At 49.3% G+C, this 22956-nt stretch carries 19 protein-coding genes; 12 read left to right on the forward strand and 7 right to left on the reverse strand.

Going from position 1 to position 22956, the window contains the following annotated elements:
• The first annotated feature begins 76 nt into the window (after window positions 1–76).
• The 4 genes from BLR06_RS09105 (at window position 77) to BLR06_RS09120 (ending at window position 5278) form a co-directional block, all read left to right on the forward strand.
• Window positions 77–1222 (forward strand): aminotransferase class V-fold PLP-dependent enzyme, encoded by a 1146-nt coding sequence (locus BLR06_RS09105; protein WP_092071715.1) that lies wholly within the window; start codon window positions 77–79, stop codon window positions 1220–1222.
• Window positions 1223–1235: 13 nt separating this feature from the next.
• A complete protein-coding gene (locus BLR06_RS09110) occupies window positions 1236–2255 on the forward strand; it encodes a ThiF family adenylyltransferase (protein WP_092071718.1) in 1020 nt (339 codons plus the stop codon).
• Between the two features lie 257 nt (window positions 2256–2512).
• A complete protein-coding gene (locus BLR06_RS09115) occupies window positions 2513–3973 on the forward strand; it encodes a nitrogenase component 1 (RefSeq protein WP_092071721.1) in 1461 nt (486 codons plus the stop codon).
• 6 nt (window positions 3974–3979) lie between these two features.
• A complete protein-coding gene (locus BLR06_RS09120; protein WP_092071724.1) occupies window positions 3980–5278 on the forward strand; it encodes a nitrogenase component 1 in 1299 nt (432 codons plus the stop codon).
• Window positions 5279–5395: 117 nt separating this feature from the next.
• Here BLR06_RS09120 and BLR06_RS09125 read toward each other — a convergent pair whose 3' ends face one another.
• Window positions 5396–6127 carry a GNAT family N-acetyltransferase gene (locus BLR06_RS09125; protein WP_092071727.1) on the reverse strand — a complete coding sequence of 244 codons (732 nt, stop codon included), beginning with the start codon at window positions 6125–6127 and terminating at the stop codon, window positions 5396–5398.
• 338 nt (window positions 6128–6465) lie between these two features.
• On the opposite strand from BLR06_RS09125, the gene BLR06_RS09130 reads away from it, so the two are divergent.
• Window positions 6466–7284 carry a sugar phosphate isomerase/epimerase family protein gene (locus tag BLR06_RS09130; protein WP_092071730.1) on the forward strand — a complete coding sequence of 273 codons (819 nt, stop codon included), beginning with the start codon at window positions 6466–6468 and terminating at the stop codon, window positions 7282–7284.
• Window positions 7285–7519: 235 nt separating this feature from the next.
• Here the strand turns inward: BLR06_RS09130 and BLR06_RS09135 are convergent, their stop codons facing one another.
• From BLR06_RS09135 to BLR06_RS09160, 6 genes are all read right to left on the reverse strand, one after another.
• Entirely contained in the window at window positions 7520–8797 is a 1278-nt protein-coding gene (locus tag BLR06_RS09135; protein WP_092071733.1) for an aspartate aminotransferase type Ic, read from the reverse strand.
• A gap of 234 nt (window positions 8798–9031) precedes the next feature.
• Window positions 9032–10372: a GntT/GntP/DsdX family permease gene (locus BLR06_RS09140; RefSeq protein WP_092071736.1), complete on the reverse strand. Its 1341-nt coding sequence runs from the start codon at window positions 10370–10372 to the stop codon at window positions 9032–9034.
• Window positions 10373–10606: 234 nt separating this feature from the next.
• A complete protein-coding gene (gene pdxA, locus BLR06_RS09145) occupies window positions 10607–11608 on the reverse strand; it encodes a 4-hydroxythreonine-4-phosphate dehydrogenase PdxA (RefSeq protein ID WP_092071739.1) in 1002 nt (333 codons plus the stop codon).
• 19 nt (window positions 11609–11627) lie between these two features.
• Window positions 11628–12950, reverse strand: a complete 1323-nt coding sequence (locus BLR06_RS09150; RefSeq protein WP_092071742.1) for a four-carbon acid sugar kinase family protein — start codon at window positions 12948–12950, stop codon at window positions 11628–11630.
• A gap of 43 nt (window positions 12951–12993) precedes the next feature.
• The gene (locus tag BLR06_RS09155; RefSeq protein WP_245698098.1) at window positions 12994–13746 is read right to left on the reverse strand and encodes a DeoR/GlpR family DNA-binding transcription regulator; all 753 of its coding nucleotides are present in this window, start codon (window positions 13744–13746) and stop codon (window positions 12994–12996) included.
• Between the two features lie 364 nt (window positions 13747–14110).
• Complete coding sequence (locus BLR06_RS09160) at window positions 14111–14506, reverse strand: pyridoxamine 5'-phosphate oxidase family protein (protein ID WP_092071821.1); 396 nt, start codon at window positions 14504–14506, stop codon at window positions 14111–14113.
• A gap of 423 nt (window positions 14507–14929) precedes the next feature.
• Between BLR06_RS09160 and BLR06_RS09165 the strand changes: the two genes are divergently transcribed.
• The 7 genes from BLR06_RS09165 to BLR06_RS09195 all read left to right on the forward strand — a co-directional run bounded on the left by BLR06_RS09165 (window position 14930) and on the right by BLR06_RS09195 (window position 22935).
• Window positions 14930–15367, forward strand: coding sequence for a cupin domain-containing protein (locus BLR06_RS09165; RefSeq protein WP_092071823.1), 438 nt, complete (start codon window positions 14930–14932; stop codon window positions 15365–15367).
• Window positions 15368–15407: 40 nt separating this feature from the next.
• On the forward strand, window positions 15408–16703 hold the full coding sequence (locus tag BLR06_RS09170; protein WP_092071826.1) for an O-acetylhomoserine aminocarboxypropyltransferase/cysteine synthase family protein: 1296 nt from the start codon (window positions 15408–15410) through the stop codon (window positions 16701–16703).
• A complete protein-coding gene (locus BLR06_RS09175; RefSeq protein ID WP_245698090.1) occupies window positions 16667–17206 on the forward strand; it encodes a CoA-binding protein in 540 nt (179 codons plus the stop codon). The genes BLR06_RS09170 and BLR06_RS09175 overlap by 37 nt, the downstream gene beginning before the upstream one ends.
• 50 nt (window positions 17207–17256) lie before the next feature.
• Window positions 17257–18954, forward strand: coding sequence for an amidohydrolase (locus tag BLR06_RS09180; RefSeq protein WP_092071832.1), 1698 nt, complete (start codon window positions 17257–17259; stop codon window positions 18952–18954).
• Between the two features lie 175 nt (window positions 18955–19129).
• Entirely contained in the window at window positions 19130–19912 is a 783-nt protein-coding gene (locus tag BLR06_RS09185) for an alpha/beta hydrolase (protein WP_092071834.1), read from the forward strand.
• Window positions 19913–20153: 241 nt separating this feature from the next.
• On the forward strand, window positions 20154–21635 hold the full coding sequence (locus tag BLR06_RS09190) for a nitrogenase component 1 (protein WP_092071837.1): 1482 nt from the start codon (window positions 20154–20156) through the stop codon (window positions 21633–21635).
• On the forward strand, window positions 21619–22935 hold the full coding sequence (locus BLR06_RS09195; RefSeq protein ID WP_092071840.1) for a nitrogenase component 1: 1317 nt from the start codon (window positions 21619–21621) through the stop codon (window positions 22933–22935). Before BLR06_RS09190 ends, BLR06_RS09195 begins: the two co-directional genes overlap by 17 nt.
• Window positions 22936–22956 lie beyond the last annotated feature (21 nt).

Here is a 22956-nt window from a genome sequence, read left to right on the forward strand (position 1 = left end):
GATTGAATGATGTAATAAGGCTGGACGGCGTTTCCGCGCGGGACCCGCTTCGGTTTTTTACTTAAAGGGGTTTGCCATGATTTATTTGGATAATGCGGCCACTTCCTGGCCTAAACCGGAAGCTGTTTATCAAACGGTGGACAAGGTGATGCGCCAAGCCGGGGCTAACCCGGGGCGGTCAGGGCATACGATGGCTTTAGCGGCCGACCGGGTCATTCAGGAAACCCGGCGACTGACCGCTCAGTTGTTTTCCGTCCCGGATCCATCCCGGATTATTTTTACGCTAAATGCCACTGATGCTTTAAATCTGGCCTTAAAAGGATTATTACAGGCCGGTGATCATGTCATTACCGGCTCAATGGAGCATAACGCGCTGGCCCGGCCGCTGGAGGCGCTGTGCAAAACGGGGGTGGAGGTCAGCAAGGTTGCAACTTCGCCGTTCTCGGGCCTGGCGGCTGCCGACATCCGGACAGCCCTCAGGCCCAATACAAAACTGATTGCCGTTAGTCATGCCTCCAATGTAACCGGCACGCTTAACCCCATTGTGGATATTGCCCGGGTGGCAAAAGCCGCGGGGGTGTTGTTGCTGGTTGACTGCGCTCAGACGGCGGGGCTTTTTCCGATTGATGTGGGTAAAATGGGCATTGATTTACTGGCGTTTCCCGGTCATAAGGCGCTTTTTGGCTGCCAGGGGGTAGGCGGCCTGTATATTGGCAGGGGCATATCTTTAAAACCATTGCGGGAGGGGGGGACCGGCAGCAGATCAGAATCCCTGGAGCAGCCTGAGGAGTGCCCTGACCGTTATGAGAGCGGTACGCTCAATACGCCGGGGATTGCCGGATTGGGCGCCGGCATCCGGTTTATTCTTGAAACCGGGCAGGATATTGTCCGCCGGAGGGAAGAGGTATTAACCAATATGCTGCTGACTGGCCTGGAAAAAATCCGTCCGGTTGTTTTATATGGGCCATCTGCCGGCAAAACCCGCGCCGCCGTTGTATCATTTGGTGTTCCCGGAATTGATCCGGCGGAAATAAGCCTGATTTTGGATCAGTCTTTTCAAATTGCTTCAAGGGCGGGCTTGCATTGTGCGCCAGACGCCCATCTGACGCTGGGAACAAGCCGGGGCGGCACTGTCCGGTTAAGTCCCGGATATTTCACGACCGAGGCGGAAATTGAACAGTGTCTGCAGGCCGTTGCCGCCGTTATCGCTGAATTATGTTAATAGGAGTTCTGTTATGACAATGTTTGAAGAAAGATATTCACGGCAAGCCATATTTCCAGGAATCGGGCCAACCGGGCAGGAAAAACTGGCGCACAGCCGGGTGGCAATTCTTGGCGTCGGCGCTTTGGGGTCGGTTATTGCTAATAATTTAGCCCGGGCCGGGGTTGGTTATTTGCAGTTAATTGACCGTGACTTTGTGGAGTTGAGTAATTTACAGCGGCAATGCATCTTCACGGAGTCTGATGTTCAGGCCGGACTGCCCAAAGCGATTGCCGCCGCCCGCTATCTGCAATCGGTAAATTCAGGCATTGAGCTGGAGCCGGTAATCAGTGATTTGAATGCGGGCAATGTGGAGTTATTATTGAGCGGCGTTGATCTTGTTGTGGATGGCACGGATAATTTTGAAACCAGATTCATTCTGAATGACGCCTGTGTGAAGCATGCTATTCCCTGGATTCATGGCGCGGTGTTGGGAAGCTATGGGCTGACCATGAACATTATTCCCGGTAAGACTCCCTGCTATCGCTGCCTGATGCCCAATATACCGGAAACGCCGGGCGAAACGTGCAGCTCTGCCGGGGTGCTCAATATGATCACGGGAATCATTGCCTGCTATCAATCGGCGGAGGCTGTAAAAATTCTGCTGGATAGCCCGGCAATCAGGACGGAAGCATTGTTTATTGATGTGTGGACGCATTCGATGCAAGGCAGGACACTGCCGGTTAATGCTGAATGCCCCACCTGCGTCAGGCATGAGTATAGCTATTTAACCGCCCGGCAGGCAACCTATACAACCGCTCTGTGCGGGCAGAACGCCGTACAGGTAGTGCCGGGGACAGCGAAACAGATAAATTTTGCTGATCTGGCTGAACGGCTCCAGCCTTTGGGCCGGCTGGAGTATAACCGGTTTACGCTGCGCTTTGCCGCCGGTGAAGTGGAAATGACGCTGTTTACCGACGGGCGGGCGATCATCAAGAATATTGACAATGAAAATAAGGCGAAAGCTTTGTATGCCGAATATTTCGGCCTTTAACCGCGAGGCTGGTACCTTGACATATGACGAAAATTCGGCTTATAATTAGAGTATCATTTTTGCTGATTTTTTACAGTTGCCCATATCGTTTAGCCACCGGCTATATGCAGGGCGCATAGGGGCAACAATAATTGAATAGGACTGTTGCTGCTGATTAGTTTAAAATGCTAAAGGCTAGTGAAACTTATGTTTCACTGGCTTTTTTATTATTTATTTTGAAATCCAAACGTTAATAAGAAAAATTTAGGAGGTATATTATGGCGATCAATCTAAACATCACTTCAGCCGGTACCCGGGAGAGCCGGTTAGGATCAATTACCGGTTACTCCGGTGACTTGCATGATCTGGTGCATAAGAGTAAATGCGGGACACTACAGGAAAAGGAGCGTTGTTTCAGTCAGTCCAGCTCCTGTGACGCCGGCTGCGCTCTGGCCCAGCTTGCCAGCATCAGGGACGTTGCCGTTATCAATCATGCGCCGTCCGGTTGTACGGCAATGTCGGCCAATACGATTGTTCACTATACCCAGCTTGCCGCCAAGCGCGGCGTGGAGTATGAGACTGTTTTTCTGGGGACGGATATGGATGAGTCTGATACCATTTTTGGCGCCACCGCCGACCTGCGGCAAATCATCATTGAAACTTACCACCGCTATCACCCTAAAGCCATATTTGTAGGAACCTCGTGCGTTTCTGGCATCATCGGCGAAGATGTTGACAGCGTGGTTGCCGAACTAAGAGCAGAATTACCGGTTCCGCTGGCTCCTGTGCATTGTGAAGGGTTTAAATCCCGGGTTTGGGCATCCGGCTTTGATGCTGCCGACCATGCAGTGCTTACCAATATTGTCAAACCACCGGAAAGAAAGACCAATATCATTAATTTTAAGAATTTCAATGAAAGCGCCCGCCAGGAGATTATTGATATTTTTGCCAATTTTGATGTTGCGCCGTTTTTTCTATACGCCAATTCGACGGTGCAAGAGCTTTCGCGCCTTTCGGAAGCGCTGGCAACGGTGTCAATTTGCGGCACTTTAGGAACGTATTTGGGCAATGGCCTGGAACAGGAGTACGGGGTGCCGTATATCAAGAGCATCAATCCGTTAGGGATTGCCGGATTTGAAGCATGGCTGCGGGAAATCGGACTGGTTATTCACAAGGAAGCCGAGGTAGAGGCATACATTGAGCGGGAGCGGGCCTTCTATCTGCCTAAAATTGAAGAGGTCAAACAGCAGCTCAAGGGACTGAGGGCCGTACTGGGCATGGGAGCAAGTTACGCTTTTCAGGTGTCGCGGGTATTGCAGGAACTGGGGCTTGAAGTGGTGTGGGTTGCATCCTGGCACTATGACACCCGCTATGATAATGGCGAGATTCCGCCGCACTTGGAATATTTGGAACAGAACAGTCCTTATAACTTCAAAGTAAGTGTCAGCGATCAGCAGAATTTTGAAATTCTTAATATCCTCAACCGTCACAAACCGGATATATATCTGGCCAGGCATCCGGGAACTACGGTATGGGCGATTAAACAAGGCATTGCGGCCTTCTTTTTAGGTGATGAGTATAAGACGTTTGGCTATCGCGGCACACTGGATTTTGCCAATACGATCCTGGATACAATCAGGAACCGGAGTTTTGAAAAAAATCTGGCAGCCAGAATTACCCTTCCCTACACTGCATGGTGGTATAAACAAGACACTGCAGCATTCCTTAAGGAGGATTAAAAGTAAATGCCCAAGATATTAGATCAACCCCGATATAAATGCGCCCTGGCCGCAATGCAGACGGTTCAGGCAATCACCAAGGCGCTGCCTATTCTGCATTCGGGGCCTGGCTGCGCTGATAAATTACAGGGCAACCACGGCGGTTCGGGCCATTTTGCCCCCAGGGTTTTCCCCTGCACAAACCTTAATGAAAAAGATGTTATTTTCGGAGGAACCGAACGCTTACAGGAAACGATTGAAAACGCGCTGAAGGTGATCAATGCCGATATGTATGTCGTCCTGAGCAGCTGTTCTTCCGAGATCATCGGCGATGATATGGAAGAGGTTGTCCGTTCGTTTCGGGATGCCGAAAAGCCGGTAATCTTTGCGTCAACAGCAGGATTTAAAGGAAACAATTTTTTAGGCCATGAGTGGGTGGTGCAGGCCATTATTGAACAATACTTAAAGCCGCCGGCGCAAAAGACCAAAGGACTTGTAAATATATGGGCCAGTATTCCGCAGCATGACCCCTTCTGGTATGGCAATTTATTTGAGCTGGAGCGGCTTGTGGCTCAGCTTGGCTTAATTCCCAATACAATTTTCGGCTATGACCGCGGCATAAAAAACATTGATAAACTGCCTGCAGCAGAATTTAATCTGCTGGTATCTCCATGGGTGGGATTAAATAATGTAAAGCTGCTGCAGGAAAAATTTGCTACTCCTTATTTACATTGGCCGACACTGCCGGTGGGCGCGTCCGAAACCAGTAAGTTCCTGCGGGCAGTCGGCGGGTTTGCCGGGGTGGATAAGCGAAAAACAGAAAACCTGATTAAAGAAAACGAAAATAAGTATTATTATTTTATTGAACGGTTTGCTGATGTGTTTTTAGAGACCCGCGTGATGTCCAAGCGTTTCGTCGTGGTTTCCGATGCCCAGTATTCATTGGCGTTAACGAAGTTTCTGGTCAATGATGTCGGTTTGTTTCCGTCCAAGCAATACATCACGGATAATACACCGCCTGAATATCAGGAGCAGATAAAATCAGAATTCAGCAATCTGAATTATGGAATTGAGGCCGAAGTGGAGTTCTTATCAGACGGCTATGTTATCCAGGATGAGATCAAAAACACCTATTTTACCGGATATCCGCTAATTATTGGCAGCGGCTGGGAAAAGAAGGTGGCGCAAAAAACACAGGCGCACTATTTGCCGGTTTCCTGGCCGGTAAACGAACGCCTGATCATCAATAGTTCTTATGTAGGATATGAGGGCGGACTGAAGTTGCTGGAGGATATTTACTCGGTAGTGCTTACCAGATTTAACTAGTGCCTTGTCAGCTCTAAACGGCAGGATAATGGCGAGGCTGTTTTTCGCAAGATAAGGCGGAGGAGGGAGGCCTATCGGATGTATGCCGTTACGGCCACGAAGCAGGGAGGAAAAGACTTATTTTATTCTATACCAGTACTGGTACAGTTCCGTAAATCCCATACCGGAGTACAGCTTAACCGCCGGGTAATTATTGGACATAACCTGGAGGTAGGCTTTTTTTGCTCCTGCGCTTCTTCCCAGCCGGAGAAGGCCGGAGACTAGTTTTTGGCCATAGCCCTGATTGCGGTAAGCGCTGTCAATGACGATATCATACAGACCGATAAATTCTCCTTGCAGCACGCCAACACCACCGCCGATGGCAGAGCTGCCGGCTTTTAAGGATACAATATATTTATTGGGAATAATATTTTTCAGCATGTATTTTAATACCGGCTTATTTTTATTTGAAACACTGCTGAAACGGCAAAAATCAGTCAGCCATTCTTCGGTTAGCTGCTGGCTGGCAGTCATTTGTTCATCGAATGACGGCGTCAGCCCGGTTAAATCAAGCACTTGTACGCTGGCCGGGGAATCGCGGCGATACCCTTGCTCCGCCAATATGGCATCTAACGCCGGTGGCAACGCCGCCGGCGTTATTTTAAAAACTGCCGACAGGTTTTTGGCGGCGTAGAATTGTTCACAATTCCTGATTTTGGCGAGCGGAGGCTCGGTGGAAGGATATAACGGGTTAACCGAATTGGCGCGTTTGGAGTAACCGCCGGCAAAGCGCAGAACCCAGCCGTCGTATATCATGGTCTGCAGGGCCGGCAGAGCGTTGAGTGAATATTCTTCGATTGTTCTTATCATAGGTAATCCTCTTTGTTAGAAAAATTTTACAGCACAGGTTTAAAATGCTGATGAAAGCTTGTAGTCTCTATTATGCACCTGTGCGGCAATGCTGGCAAGCATATGGGGCCAAACATTATTTATTCAATAGTCTGAAAATAATCGATTGACAAAAGATGTAAAATTGAATACAATTTAAACAGATACGTGAAACTGACTAGTCAATTGCTAGAGGCTGTATTCCAGAGGCGGAGTACAGCCTTTTTATATCCGGAAGGAAGTGGGAAAATGGGGTGCAGTTAAGCAGGCGCTGTCTGTCGTTGAGTAGAGATATAAGCTTTCAAAGGAGAGGGAATGGTATGGCAAAAGTAAGTATTTTTTCCTGGTTTGGTTTTCCAATACCGATGGATAAACGTTTTAAAATGATAAAAGCCGCCGGATTTGACGGAGTACTGTTGTGGTGGAGTGACGAGCATGCAGCCGTTGATGGCGACAAAGCGGTACAGCCGGCGCTGGCAAGAGAAAACGGTCTTTGTGTTGAAAATATCCATGCGCCTTTTGAAGGAATTAATTGTTTGTGGACAGATGGGCGGCAGGGGGATGAATTCGAGCAAGTTCTGGCAAATTGTATCAATGAAAGTGCAGTTCATGAAATTCCAACAGTGGTGATGCATCTTTCGGCTGGCGAGCATCTCCAAAAGACCAATCAGACCGGGTTGGACAGAATAAAACGGCTGGTAGAATTAGCGGAGCGGAAAAATGTTAATATTGCGCTGGAAAACCTCCGCCGGCTGGAATATCTGCATTTTATTTTGGACAACATCCAGTCTGACAGGTTAGGCTTTTGTTACGATTCAGGACATGAGTACTGTTACAACAGGGAAGCTGATTTGCTTACGCAATACGGGGCAAGGCTGATGGCTGTGCATATCCATGATAACGACGGGGTTCATGACTTGCATAAAGTGCCTGGTGAAGGATCGGTTGACTGGAAAGCGGTGGTTGCCAAACTGAAAAAGTCGGTTTATCGCGGCGCTGTTGCCTTGGAGGTAACCAACAAGTTTTCTAAGTATGGTGATACCGAAACCCCTGAATGGTTCTTGCGGAGAGCCTTTCAGTCGGCCAAAAAGCTATATGAATTTCTGTACGGGGATTCGCTCAGTCCTTCAAAACGCTAGTTTTAAGCCTGGGCCTGGCTACCGTGCGTTTGGATAACAGGCGAAAAATCATAGGGCGGCAATGGTCTATTTATATTAAAGGGGCGCCTAAATGCAAAAGCATTTCAGACACCCCTTTTTATAATCAGCCTGCCGGCTGACCGAGTATAATCGGTTGAACAAACAATAAAATTGTTTCGCCGCTGGCTATTGATGTACAGCGGCGGGTCTTGTCAGGAAAAAGCGGGATTGGTTGTTACGCCAATTCCTGCTCTATACTGACCAACTGAATGCACAGGGTCAGCAACTGCATGGCCTTTTTCAGTTCCGGCAAAGACGGGAAGGTAGGCGAAAGCCGGATGTTTTTATCTTCAGGGTCCCGGCCGTAAGGAAAAGTAGCTCCGGCCGGGGTCAGTACGACGCCAGCAGCAGCCGCTTTGGCGACGACTTGTTTTGCACAGCCGGGCAGCGTGTCAAGACTGATAAAATAACCGCCCTGGGGATTGCTCCAGGAAGCCAGGCTTTTTCCGGCTAATTCAGCGGTCAAAGTGGTCAGCACCAAATCAAATTTAGGCTTGATGATTGCTGCATGTTTTTGCATGTGAGCCTCAATCCCGGCCCGGTTCCGGAAGAAGCGAACCTGGCGCAACTGATTCAGTTTATCAGGCCCGATGGTCTGGATGCCGATTTTTTTCTTTAGCCAATTAAGGTTGGCGTCACTGCTGGCAAGCATAGCAATACCAGCCCCCGGAAAAGTCATTTTGGAAGTTGAACCGAAAACGAAAACGCGATCAGGATGACCAGCCTGCTTACAGGCGTCCAGAATGTTTAACAGCCTGGCCGGAGTGGCGGTGAGATGATGGACATTATAAGCGTTATCATAAAAGATGCGAAAATCACCGGCTTTGGCCGGCAGGGCGGCTAACCGCCGGATGACCGTATCGCTATAAGTAATGCCCAGGGGATTGCTGTATTTCGGTACGCACCAGATGCCTTTAATTGCCGGGTCAGCGGCGACTAAAGCTTCAATTTGATCCATATCAGGACCATCCTGCCGGTAATTGACGGGAATCATTTCAATTCCCAAATGTTCACAGATGGCAAAGTGCCGGTCATAACCGGGGCTGGGGCAGAGAAATTTAACCGCCGGCAGTTTGCCCCAGGCGCGGCTGCCGCCGGGCAGAGGGTAAAACATGGCATGGGCGATGAGATCAAACATCAGGTTTAAGCTGGAATTTCCTCCGACAAGCACCTGTTGCGGGTCTGTTTCCAAAAGCTCGGCGCAAAGCTCCCGGACTTCGGGAATGCCTTCAATGCCGCCATAATTCCGGCAGTCAACGCCATTGCCTGTTTTGTAATCGCCGGGGCCGGTACAATCAAAGAGTCCGTTGGACAGGTCCAACTGCTCTTGGCAGGGGATACCGCGCGCCATATTTAGTTTTAGCTTTTGCGCCTGGAATTTTTCATAACTGCGGACTAAGAAAGTATATTGGTCACGCAGTGTTAATTCATTGGTTTGGGCCAACTGAGTCATTATACATCGCTCCTTTATATACTCTACTATTATACAAAACTTGATAAATTCCCGACAGTAGTTTAGACGGCTAATAAACATGTATTCATGAATACATGAAGATCACTGGGAAATAAAACCTGTTATTGCTACCTTTTTACAAGGCAAAAAAGCAGGACCCAGCTTTTTTAAAAAGCTGGGTCCTGAAATGACAGGGTCTGCCATTGATAAAAACAAACCGTTTTATTTTACTGTTTAGCCCAGTACCGAGGCCAGAATAAGTGTCCCGATCAGTCCGACAACCGCAGCGATGGTGGTTGAAGCAGTGTAGATAGAGAACATCTTGTTCATCGGAATTCCTAAAGCTTCTTTAACAAACCAGAAGCCAGGATCGGTTACGTGAGATGCGCCGATTGCGCCCGAACCAATGGCAATGGCTACCAACGCCGGATCCAAGGAGGGATAAGCGGTAAGCACAGGCATGATAAAACCGGCGGAGGTCATCATGGCAACAGTGGCGCTGCCGATGGCAAAGCGCATAATAATGGCAATTACCCAGGCCATGACCAGCGGGCTTACCTGAATGGTTGTTAAAACCTGTTTGAGAACTTCACCGATGCCGCTATCCAGGATAACCCGGTTGAAAGCGCCGGCGGCGCCAATGACCAGGATGATGGTCGCCATCGGACCCATCGCGGCTTCAGTGCGTTTGGCGAGATCGCCAAGGGTATGGCCGCGTTTAATGCCCATCACATAATAGGATAAGATGGCGGCAATAAACAGGGCGGTAATTGGATTGCCCAGAAAATTAATGAACGGCAGATAAGAAGCGTCTTTAGCCGAATTTAATTCAATGACGGTTTTACCAATCATCATCAGCAACGGAAGCAGGATGGTAAAAATGGTAATACCGAAAGCCGGCAGCTTTTCGTCAGGCGTTGGCTGAACATTGCGGTATTGTTCAGGCGGTTCAAAGTTATTGGATTTAGAGATAAACTGCCCGAAAATAGGACCGGCAATCGCTGTGGCCGGCAGGCCGACCAGCAGGCCGTAGAAAATAACTTTGCCAATATCGGCATTTAGCGCCAAAGTAATGGCAGTAGCGGCCGGATGAGGAGGAACAATGCAATGTACGACAGTCAAAGCGGTGGTCATGGACAAAGCGACTTTAACCAGCGGCTGCTTTGATTCCTGGACCACATGGAATAAGATCGGTGTAAGTAAAACGATACCGACTTGCAAAAATACCGGAATCCCGCAAATGTAGGCAACAATCATCATTGCCCAGGCGGCGCGGTTTTTCCCAATGATGTTGATTAAGGTTCGCGCTAATTTCTCGGCGCCGCCGGAAATTTCCATCATTTTGCCGATAATGGCGCCTAAAGCTAAGATTGGCGCGAGAAAGCCGAGCGTGCCGCCCATGCCGGTTTCAATTGATTTGCCGATTGTTTCCAAAGGCATCCCGGTAGCGAAAGCAATTAAAAAGCAAGCGCCCAATAAGGAGATAAAAGCATGAATTTTAAATTTAATACTCAAAACGATAATCATTACAATAGCTAATCCTAGCACAGCAAGCATCGCTGTAGACTGATCCATATAAGTTTTTCACTCTCTTTCCGCTTATTTTAGGATATTGATTCATCTATCTGGAAGCTTCAATCGGGCAACCTATCCGGAAATGATAAACAGGCACTGAGTCAAAAAAATACAATGCATTTGGCGGATTACCGCACCATGCTGCCTAGGCAGAGCGTGACCGGTTTCCCGGATGGGTTGGTCCCGGCTTCCGGCGCAATGTGCCGGAAGCCGGGACTTATTGCAGCTATGATTTTACTGCCGGTTAAAGCTGGGCGCATATAGGGCCGCAAGCTTAATGGCTTCGACCATGCTGACTTCACTTACTTTACCGGTTCCGGCAATGTCAAAGGCGGTGCCGTGATCGACAGAGGTGCGCAGGAAGGGCATATTATTCGTAATGGAAATTGTCCGTTCGAAATCGACCATTTTAGTCGCGATATGTCCCTGGTCATGGTATAAGGATAATACTGCGTCATATTTGCCTTTTAATGCAAAATGGAATACCGAGTCAGCCGGTACAGGGCCAAGGACATTGATGCCGTCAGCTTTGGCTTTGGCAATAGCAGGTTCGATTTCGCGGACTTCCTCGTCGCCAAACAGACCGTGTTCACCACTATGGGGATTTAGGCCGGCAACCGCCAGCTTGGGATTTTTCACCCCTAAAACTTCCAGCGCCTTGACACAACGCTGAATAAATTCGTAAATACTGTCGGCGGTGATTAAAGCGCAAGCCCGTCGCAGGGATACGTGGCGGGTGAGAAAAAATACCCGTAAATCAAAGACCTGAAACATGGTTAGGGGATTTTTGGTCTGGGTCAGATCCTCCAGTATTTCAGTATGCCCAATATAGTTTACCTTAGCAGCTTTCAGCGATTCTTTGTTGATCGGCGTGGTGGCCATCGCATCAATTTCTTTGGCAAGCGCCAGTTCGGTGGTTTTTTTGATATAATCAAAGGCGGCTTGTCCGCCCATAGCCTGAACTTTGCCGATCTGCAGCCGGGCCGTGTCAACATTGGCCAGATCAATGACATCAATGGAACCGAAGGTATATTTACCCTCAGCCGGAGCGGCTATTTTATTGACTGCGAGTTTGACGCCGCAAAACTTCATGGCCTGTTCCAATACTGCAACATCACCAATGACGACAGGACGGCAAAGCTCGTAAATTTCGGCAATATTTAAAGATTTCACAATGATTTCCGGTCCTACACCGGCTGGATCGCCCAATGGAAGTCCAATGACAGGTCTGTTCATAGATAACATCTCCTCGGATTTATAGTTTCTTGGCGTAGCTTTCATTTGATAATTTAATCAATAAATAGTCTACACATTTGCTAATTGCAGTATCGTCGCCAATCAGGCCGCCTTTGGTGATAATCGGGCGGTTATGGAAAACGCCCTGATGAATGCGGCCATATACAGCCAGCGGTAAAACTTCATCTTTGATTTCAATGCTTACCGCTTTCAATTCAGCGCAGACCGCCACTGTGACGTCGCCGCCGCTGGTGAATAAACCGCCAATCACAGGTCCCAGCTCCTGGATCATCTTCCGGGTAATGGCGGCGAGACCCTGGGCAATTTGTTGCGAGACGGCGTCTTCCGTAGTGTTTCTCTCCCGGGCCAGCTTGCTTAAGTCAAGCACGTCGCATTCCCAGCAGGTTGTTGTAACGCCTAAAACCTCATATTGATCGGCAGTGGCCGCCAGGGTTTGAACGACTCGACTGATTTCCTGATCACGCTGTCCGGCGTCAATGAGTTTCAAGACATCCACATTGACGATATGATGCGAATATTTTAAGCGGATGTCTTCCATTTGGCGCCTGGTCGCGTCACTTACACTGCCCACCGTCAGCAGCACTTTTTGCCCTTTGCCGGTAGGCGGGGCTTCGATTAATTCCATAGCCATCGCTCCGGTAAAAGGACCCGGATCTACGGCAACCAGCCGAAGCTTCGTCGCTTTTGCGGCTTTGGCGATATCTTTTACATTGTCGTCGGTAGTGGCATCGACAACAATTACCCGGCAACCGGCGCTGTGCTGCTCAATAATAGATTTGGCTATGGCCTGCTCGCCCTGCAGTACTGTGCTTAATTCGATAAAGCCAACCTGTTCCTGCATTTGTCCGGCAATCAGCGGGACTACCTTGGAGGTAGTGATGGGATTTTTGGGATCTTTGGCGACAATGGTTTTTTCCAGCGGTACCTGATGCACCATCAAGTAGCCGCCGATGCAGACCCGGCCTGATGCCGGAAAGACCGGAACAACCAGGGCCAGTGTGCCGGCCGGCAGGTTATCCAGTATTCCCTTTAGTTCTGCGCCGATATTTCCTCTGAGTGTGCTGTCCATACGTTTATTGACAAGCTTGACCCCGTCGTCATAAACGGCTTTCATGGCCCGGTCAACCCTCCGGTAGGCCGTATCGGCATCAATGCTGCGGCTGTCGGTGCTAATGACCACTGTGTCAAGATGCTGGTTTTCACCGGCGTCATAAGTGTCCAGATCAAAAAAGGTTGCACAGGTTAATCCCTGCCGGGCCAATAAAACAGCGCTGGCATTCACGCCGGTCATATCGTCGCCGATAATTAAAACTTTAGGCATAAAAAGTTCCTCCTTATTATTGACATAAGCTGTAGGTATTATTTTATACAAGCTGCAGTTTTACATCTGTTTCGCGCAAGCTGTCGGCAACCTGGGCATCTAAGCCCTTATCGCATATAATGAGTGAAATGTCCTTTAAACTGCAGATCTTGTTAATACTTCTGCGATTGAACTTGCTGTTGTCCGCCACCAGGATGACTTGTTCGGCGGACAAAATCATTTCTTTTTTTAGTTCCGCTTTCTCAAACGTCGGACCGCTGACGCCGAGTGCGGCGTCGATGGAGCTGGCGCCAATAAAAGCAATATCAGCATAAATTTGTTTCAAAAACTGAATTGCCCGCGACCCCATGCAGGAACCGGTACGATTTTGCACGCGGTCACCGGTGCAATAGATTTCAAAATTACTGGAAACCACCAGGTGGGCGGCAATGAGCACATCGTTGGTAATGACCGTTAAATTTTTTAGCCTGGTCAGCTGTTTGGCAATTTCCATGGTCGTAGTTCCGGCGTCCAGCAGGACTGTTTGTCCTTCCCGGACCAACGCTGCGGCGGCAAGCGCAATGCGTTCTTTTTCCTGCTGATTATGCATTGCTTTTTCCTGACGCGGCAGTTCGAGCGTAAGTTTTGACTTCAGAACAGCGCCTCCGAAAGTACGGCTGATTACCTGGACGCTTTCCAGGTATTTGAGATCGCGGCGGATCGTCATTGCGGTTACATTAAGGAGTTTTGCCAATTCTTCCACTGTTACCCTTGGTTTTTCCTCGAGAATTCTAACAATTTTTTCCTGCCTTTCCACTTGAAACAATGTTAGTTCCTCCGTTTTCTATTCATTTTGGCTCTAACTGCATTAAAATTTTAAATACAGGCGGTTGAGGTCAGCGGCAATTTTAAACCAGACAAAATGTTCGAATGTGTTCATTTGAGTTTAAGTATATTCTTTTGTAAAAATAAATGCAAGCATAAATTTTCTGTTAATTGCTTAAAAAATGAGTAGCGGCAAGCTCCGTTTATTGCCGGGCAGGGGAATAGGACAGCAAAATTAAGCATCTAGGGACGGAAATTAATAAACCCTCCGGCTCGCCGGAGGGTTTATTGATGATACGGAAAGTATCGTTCCTGTTAATCTAGTGGGCATTGGAGTTGATCTTTTTGAAGCAAGGTTAAAGTTTAACTGTCCGGGAATCGCCCTGGAGCGTGCTGAACGTGGCTTCCGCAGCCGCAATGTAAAAAATTTCAAAAATAGAGTCCTCCACTTTGTATCGCTTACTGAGAAATGGAGCGGCTGTCAAGGCAGCCTGTTTGGATTCCCTGCTGGTAATAAAAACAGCCTTGCCTTTCAGGCGCAGCCACTCGCCGCTTTTCGCCGTTGTAGAAATTTCAAACTGGGGATTGGCCTGGAGCTGCTTGTAAACATTTTTTTGATTGCTGGTGCAGAAGCACAGCTTATTATCAAATTTCATAACAAATCCAAAAGGCCGTACTTTGGGACTGGCGCCATCAATGGTGGCAAGGTAAAATGTTGAATTTTCCGTTAGAAATTGAAAAACTTCATCCAATTTATTCACGCTCCTTAAAATTTTTGAATATACTATTATTATACGCGAAACAAGACAGGAAACAAGTGGAAAAAACGTAAACTGCCCCGAAAAACTTATGTTTTTCCGGGATACGCTGGATACGCAATTCAACAGGGCAGGACTGGTTTTTGCACAGCCGGAGGCAGCCGGTATTCTGATGCAGAGGAATTGAAGCAAGTTTTAACTGAGATATTGACAGGAATATGCCGCAGAAGTACAATAACAGTAATAGGCAATACATAGTTCAAACTGTATTTCATGCAGTGCTGTTTCACCGAAGGCCTGTTTCCCTTAATACAATAGATTTGTATAGAGTTGACCAGACATACTGGAGGCTTGGTTTCGTCCTATTAATGAAATAGTGCGGATCCAGGCTTTTTAAATGCAGGAGGAGATTTCAAGATGTTAATTCGCCATTCAGGAGATTACCGCTGGGAAAACGTGCCGGTTTTAGCCTATAAAGAAGCCGGCAACAACTTTAAAAATATTACCAGGCAGGTTTTGTTGGAGGGACAGACCGATTTGCCCTGCCAGGTCAGATACTTTGAAATTGCGTCCGGTGGGCATTCGACATTGGAGCAGCACCGGCACGTGCATTATGTGGTGATTGCCCGCGGTCAAGGGGAAGCCCTGGTTGGCAGGGATATTCATCAAGTCCGTGAAAACGATGTTATTATGATTCCCTCCTCAACGTGGCATCAATTCCGGGCTACTGCCGGTCAGCCGCTGGGATTTTTGTGCATGGTAAACATTGACAGGGATAAAGCGCAGCTGCCAACAGAGGAGGACCTGGCGCTTTTGAACAGCGATCCCAATATTGCCGGCTTTATCCGCTGCTAACAGGCTGACAGGGCACTAGAGTAATTAAGGAGTTGAACAGATGAAGTCAGAGCGCAATTTTGGCTTTGAAACAAAAATGGTACATGCCGGTCACATTCCGGATACCCAGCACGGCGCCAGAGCCGTACCTATCTACCAAACCTCGTCCTATGTTTTTTATGACGCCGATCATGCCGCCGAATTATTTGATTTAAAACAATACGGGCATATTTATTCCCGGATCAGCAATCCGACGGTTGCGGTTTTTGAAGAACGGATGGCGGCATTGGAAGGCGCAACCGGCGCGGTTGCCACGGCCAGCGGCATGGCGGCCCAGTTGGCGGCCTTTATGACGCTGCTACAGCCGGGCGATGAACTGGCGGCCTCCTCCCACCTGTATGGCGGCAGCATAACGCAAATCACCCATACACTTAAACGGCTGGGCGTTACCGTTACTTACGTCGATCCTACCGATAGTAAAGCCTGGGAGCGGGCGATTACGCCGAAAACCAGAGCGCTGTACGGTGAGCTTATTGGTAATCCGCGGGGCAGTATCCTTGATTTGGAAGCAGTGGCTGCTTTGGCTGAGCACCATCATATTCCGCTGATTATTGATAATACGATAGCCACGCCTTATTTATGCCGGCCGATGGATTTCGGCGCTGCCATCACGGTTTATTCGGCGACTAAATTTATTGGCGGACACGGCAATTCCCTGGGCGGCGTGGTGCTGGATTCAGGCAAATTTGATTACTCAGGTTTTCCGTCGATTGCCGATCCTTCGCCGCAATACCACAATTTGCGTTTTTATGATACGTTCGGCCATTACGGATTTTTAATGAAAGCCAGGGTGGAAACGCTGCGCGATACTGGCGGCAGCCTTTCTCCCATGAATGCTTTCCTGCTGCTGCAGGGGGTTGAGACTTTATCACTCAGGCTGGATCGCCAGGTGGATAATGCTTTACAAATTGCCCGGTTTCTGGAACAGCACCCTCAAGTGGCCTGGGTGGCCTATGCAGGCCTTGCCAGCCATCCCCAGCACCTGCTTGCCGTAAAATACCTGCCCAAAGGCGCCGGGGCCGTACTGTCGTTTGGTTTGAAAAAGCAAGCCTGCGAGGATGTCCGGCAGACAGGCAAGCGGTTTATTGAGCACCTCAAGTTATTCAGCCATCTGGCTAACATTGGCGATGTACGCAGCCTGGTTATCCATCCGGGCTCGACCACCCATCAACAGCTTACCGATGAGGAGTTGCGGGATTGCGGCGTTGGCCCGGAATTAATCCGCTTATCTGTCGGAATAGAAAATTTGGAGGATCTAATATGGGATCTGGATCAGGCGTTTCAAACCCTAGCGTAATGAATTCTTTGCTGACTGGTGAACAGCAGGCGCTTTATCAAAAATCCGATGTTATACAAAAAATTCTTTATCACAGCCGGACAATTGCGATTGTCGGTTTGTCTACCGAACGGCAAAAGGCCAGTTATTTTGTAGCGACTTACCTGCGCTCGGCCGGGTACCGGGTAATACCGGTAAATCCCCGGGCTGAAACGATTCTCGGTGAGCGGTGCTATCCTAATCTGGCCAGTATTCCCGAGCCGGTAGATTTGGTGGATATCTTCCGTCCGGCGGCCGACTGCCTGCCCATTGTGGAAGATGCCATTGCCTGTCAGGCCAAAGCGGTATGGCTGCAACTGAAAATTGTTAACCAGGAGGCGGCGGAGCGCGCCAGACAGGCCGGTTTGCTGACGGTAATGGATTTATGCGTTAAGATGGAGCATGGGCGTTATAGCGGCGGACTGCACGAAGCGGGGATGAACACCGGTATTATTTCGGCCCGCAGGGTGCACCGCTATATCTAGCGGTTCCTTTTCCTAACCCAGCCTTTAAAATGAGTTAAGTAGGTGAAAAGATGCCCGTAAATGGTTTCGCTGATCTGGTATTGATTCATGGCGTGGTTTATACTGCCGATGATCGGGATACGGTTGGTGAAGCCGTAGCGGCAAGGGGCGGCCGGTTTGTATTTGTCGGCGATAACGCCGGAGTTTTGTGTTATATAGGACCGTCCACGAAGGTGGTGGATTTGCAGGGCAAGATGGTCATTCCAGGCCTGCTTGACACCCATATGCATCCGCCGGGACTATCCTTGTCTGAACTATATGAAGTTCAATTGTCCAATATCAGCAGCCTGGAAGGCTATTTGCAAGCCGTAACCGAGTTTGTGAACCGATATCCTGACAGCAAATCGGTATATGGACGGGGCTGGTCCTGGGGCGCTTTTAGCGGCGAGGAATTAGGCAAAGGGCCGCGCAAAGAATATCTGGATGCAATCAGGGCCGATATTCCCATTATTCTGCGGGCAAACGACGGTCATAGTTTGTGGGTCAACTCCGAGGCTTTGGCGGTTAACGGCATAAATGAAGCCACAGTGGCTCCGGAAGGCGGAGTAATTGAAAAAGATCAGGCGAGCGGAGCGCTGTGGGGAGTGCTGAAAGAAAGCGCAATGCGGCTTGTGGACCTGCCGGAGTATACGTTAAGTCAATATCAAACGGCAATGCTGGAATTTCAGGCTAAAATGCACCGGTTTGGCATTACGGGGCTATTATGTATTGCCGGCTATTTCGCGCCCAGTGTCCTGCAGGCGTTAGAACAATTGGATCACGACGGTAAGCTGACGCTTCGAATACGGGCAGCGGTCGCCATTCGCGCAGAAGGCGATTTAGCCGGGCAGTTCGCCGTTCTTGACGAACTGCGCAGTCGTTGCCAATCGCCTTATTTGCAGATCACAACAGCCAAATTTTTTACCGACGGGGTGGTCGAAGGCGGAACAAGCCATCTATTGGCTCCCTATACCCGTGAGACCGGGAAAGGGGACAATTATTACGGTGTGTTTCTGTGGCCTGAAGACAAGCTTCGGCAGGCCTTTATTATGGCCAACCGGCGGAATCTGCAAATTTATGTTCACTCCACCGGGGATGCCTCAACCAGGAAGGTTTTAAATGCCCTGGCCGATACCCGGGCAAATGTCCCGGCCGGCGATTACCGCAACACGATCACCCATCTGCAGCTTGTTGATCCGGCTGATGTGCCGCGATTCAAAGAGTTGCAGGTGATTGCCAGTGTGCAGCCGTATTGGCATTTTAAAGGGCCCCACTGGTGGGAAAGTGTTGATTACCGGATTTTGGGCGAACGGGCCAAGGCGGAATATCCGCTAGGCAGTTTGTTTGCGAGCGGGGTGACGGTGACTTCTTCTTCGGACTATCCTGTTACCAATATCCCTAATCCAATGCGGGCGATTGAGATCGGCGTTACCCGGAATATGGATGATGGCAGGCATTACGGTGTTGAGGACATTACCAGTATGGAGGATGAACGTTATCTGCTCAATCCCCGGGAACGGGCTACCGTAAAGCAAATGCTGAGAAGTTTTACCATTCAGGCGGCTTACGCCATGTTTATGGAGTCTGAAACCGGTTCAATTGAAGTTGGAAAACTGGCCGATATGGCGGTACTGGATCAGGATGTGTTGTCAGTTAAGGCGACCGATATTGATAAAACCAAAGTTGTCATGACGTTTATTGACGGGAAGGTAGTATTGCACCAGCCCTGAATTCTGCAGTTACTAACGGACGATTTTCCGTAATACTTCGTTGTCGTCAATCGGCATACGTTCGGTATGCCTCATTCCTCCGCCTTGTCTTACGAAGAATCGCCTCGTCATTAACTTGCAGTTTTAAGATTGGTGCAATACTAGTATTTAAAGCTGCTGAAAGGCGTGATAGAAAATGAAAGACCATGTTTGGATACCCAGTCGTAATAAGCGCTTATCAGCAATGGTGCATGTACCGGCCGTATTTCATGAGCAAACACCGCTGATCGTTTGCTGCCATGGGTTTACCGGCGATAAAGTCGGCTACAACCAACTGACGGCCAATTTGGCGAAAGCGCTGGAAGCCGGCGGTTACGGCATTATCAGGTTTGACTATCTGGGCTCAGGCGACAGCGACGGTGATTTTGCCAGCGATACCAGTGTGTCGGGCTGGCAGGAAGATTTAAACAGTGTGCTGGAGTGGGTAAATGCTCAGCCGCGTTTTGCCGGTCAGCCGTTATTGCTATATGGCCATAGCCTGGGCGGCCTGATTGTATTGACTTATCCGGATGACCAGCGGCGGATTGCAGGGCGGCTGGTATTTGCGCCGGTTACCAGCCCGATCGATAATTTCCGGGAAATCATACTCGGTCCCCAGTTATGGCAAAAGGCGTTAAACGGGGAGCAAATCAGCCGTTTTTATGGCAAAGGCTTTAAGCTTAACCGGCAATTTGTCGAAGATTTGGTTAGGCATCATTATAACCCCGGCCAGGTCATGGCGAAGGTAGCCGCGCCGCTGCTGCTGGTGCATGGCCTGCAGGATGCGGTTGCTCCCATCCGGCATTCCCGGGATTTTTACGCCGGCTATCAAGGGCCCAAAGAACTCAAAGAACTGGAGCTTGAGCATAGCGCTGAAAATAATCAGGAGCTTCTACAAACAACCATACTGGAGTGGCTGAAACACCGTTTTCCGGTTTAGGAAACGTTTGACATTAGCAGTGAACAGTGATATAATTTACAAAATTTATTTCTTGTTTTTGCGGGCTGACTGTAAAAAGGCAGAGGCTCCGGGTAACCTTTTACCTGGAGTTTCTGCTTTTTTTATGGTTATCGAGATTGGATAAGAAGGGAGCCGGTTAGGCCTGGGGATTCCAGTTCTGACGTCAGTTCAGCCCAGCGGCTGAAAGCACCGGCGTAACCAGCGTTTTCAGGAGGTAAGTATGCATACAATCAACATCAAAGAAGCTGAGGTCCGCACCAGGGAGGCCAGGCTGGGGTCCATCACCGGTTTTGCCGGAACAGCGGCGGAACTGACCGGCTGTTCCCGCGCCGGAACTTTAAAAGACAGTGACCGCAGTTTCAGCCAATGTATGGGCTGCAGCTCCGGCAACGCCTTTTGCCAGTTATCCATGATTACCGATGCCTGTGTGGTTAATCATGCACCAATCGGCTGCGCCGGAGATTTTTTCACTTTTAATTTTGTATACCGGGTTGGTCAGATGGAAAGAGGCTTGCCGCCGGCCATTGGACGGTATTTTAATACCAATATTGAAGAAAATGACACTATTTTTGGCGCTGTCCGGAAGCTGGAGGATACCATTCGTACGGCAGCCCGGAAAGTGCAGCCCAAGGCAATTTTTATTACTACCTCCTGCGCCTCGGGAATTATCGGCGATGATGTCGAAGGGGTGGCCAATGAGCTGTCAGATGAGCTGGGCATACCGGTAGTAGCCTGCTTTTGTGAGGGCTTTAAGTCGAAAATCTGGACGACAGGTTTTGACGCCGCTTATCATGCCGTTGTGCGCAGGATTGTAAAACCGCCGGAAAAAAAGTCGAATAAAATCAACATTATTAATTTCTGGGGCAGTCATATTTTTGATGAGTTACTTCAGGAATTGGGGTATGAAGCCGAATATATCATGCCTTTTTCAACCGTAGCCCAGCTGGAGCGCATCGCCGAGGCGGCTGCGACCATTCAGATCTGCCCTACACTGGGCACTTATCTGGGGGCGGCGCTGGAACAGGTTTATGGTGTGCCGGAAATTAAATCGCCGCCCGCCTACGGAATAGCCGGCACCGATCAATGGCTGAGGGAGTTGGGACGGGTGCTGGGCCGTGAAGCTGCGGTCGAAAAAATCATTCGGCGGGAGCGTGAGCGGATAATGCCTGCACTTGAAGCCTACCGGGAAAAACTGCAGGGCAAGACGGCTTATCTGACGGCCGGCGCCGCGCACGGGCATTCCTTAATTGCTTTGCTGCGGGAGTTGAGGATGGAAGTGCAGGGAGCGGCAATCTTTCATCATGATCCTATTTATGACAACGGGGAACCCGGTTCGGACGCTTTGGCGCAGGCGGTGCAGACTTACGGTGATGTGCCGAATTACAATGTATGCAATAAACAGGCTTATGAGCTTGTCAATATCCTAAACAGGGTCAGGCCGGATATCATGATTGCCCGGCACGGCGGAATGACACTTTGGGGCGCCAAGCTGGGCATTCCCACCTTGCTTATCGGGGACGAACAATTTAGTTTTGGTTACCAGGGATTGCTGAATTATGCCGAACGGATTTTAGAAACCCTTGACAATAGAGAGTTTGTCACAAATTTAGCCAGGCGCAGCACTATGCCTTATACCAAATGGTGGCTGGCGCAAAATCCATTTTCATTTCTTAGGAGTGACTTAAATGTCAAGGTTTATTGAACAGCCGCGCTATTCCTGCGCGTTGGGAGCGCAACAATCGGTTGTTGCCATTAAACGGGCTGTGCCTGTTTTACATGCCGGGCCAGGCTGCGGCGATAAAATCAACCGCCTGTTGGGCCAGGGGGAAGGTTATGCCGGCGGGAACACTGTACCGTGTACCAATGCCAGCGAAACTGAGATTGTGTTTGGCGGCGAGGCTAGATTAAAGGACGTTATAGCCGGGGCTTTGCAGGTCATTGACGCCGATTTGTTTGTTGTCCTTACCGGCTGTACCTCGGATATTATCGGCGATGATGTGGGGCAGGTCGCCGGCGCTTACCAGGACCAGGGCCATCCTGTTGTTTATGTGGAAACCGGCGGGTTTAAAAGCAATAATTACCGCAGCCACGAAACGGTGGTAACTGCTATCATCGATCAGTATGTGGATAAATTCAAAACAGGAAGAGGCGTAATTAAAGGGCTGGTTAATGTATTTGCGGCCATTCCCTACCAGGACCCTTTCTGGAGTGGAAATCTGGAGGAAATAAAAAGGATTCTGGAAGGCATTGGTCTCACAGTGAATATTTTGTTTGGGGCTGGTTCCCAGGGCATTGAGGAGTGGAAAAGCATTCCCCAGGCCGAGTTCAACATTGTGGTTAACACCTGGGCCGGATTAGGTATCGCCCGGCATTTGGAGGGAAAATATCATACGCCTTACGTTCATTTTCCCTATCTGCCGGTCGGTGGCTTGGAAACGACCAGGTTTTTGCGCCAGGTGGCGGAGTTCGGCGGCCTGGACAATGAGCAGGCTGAATTCTTTATTCAACAAGAAGAAGAACGGTTTTACATGCATATTGAAAGAACCGCCAGTTTTATGCTGGAGTTCCGGTATGGGCTGCCCCGTCGCTTCTATACCATTTTGGATGCCGGTTATGCGATTGGCCTGTCCAAATTTTTGCTGAATGAGCTGGGCCTTATTCCGGCCAAACAGTATATTGTCGACGACACGCCGGAGGAGTATTATGACCTGATTAAACAGCAGTTCCGGCAAATATCCGAATACCGTTCGGCGGAAGTTGCCTTTGTGATTGATGCGGGAGCGGTGCAGGCTGAAATACGAAAGGATAGCCATAAGCACCGTTCACTCATTGTCGGCAGCGCCTGGGAACGGGATTTGGCCGGGGAAATCGGGGCAGACTTGTTAATTGTCAGTGTGCCGGTTCAGTACCGGCTGGTTTTAAACTGCGGCTATGCCGGCTATAATGGCGGTCTGAGGCTGATTGAAGACATTTACGGCAAAGTGCTGGATACCTATCGCTGATGAAAGCGGAAACGTTAACCC

This window comes from Dendrosporobacter quercicolus, from assembly GCF_900104455.1.
Taxonomy (GTDB): domain Bacteria; phylum Bacillota; class Negativicutes; order DSM-1736; family Dendrosporobacteraceae; genus Dendrosporobacter; species Dendrosporobacter quercicolus.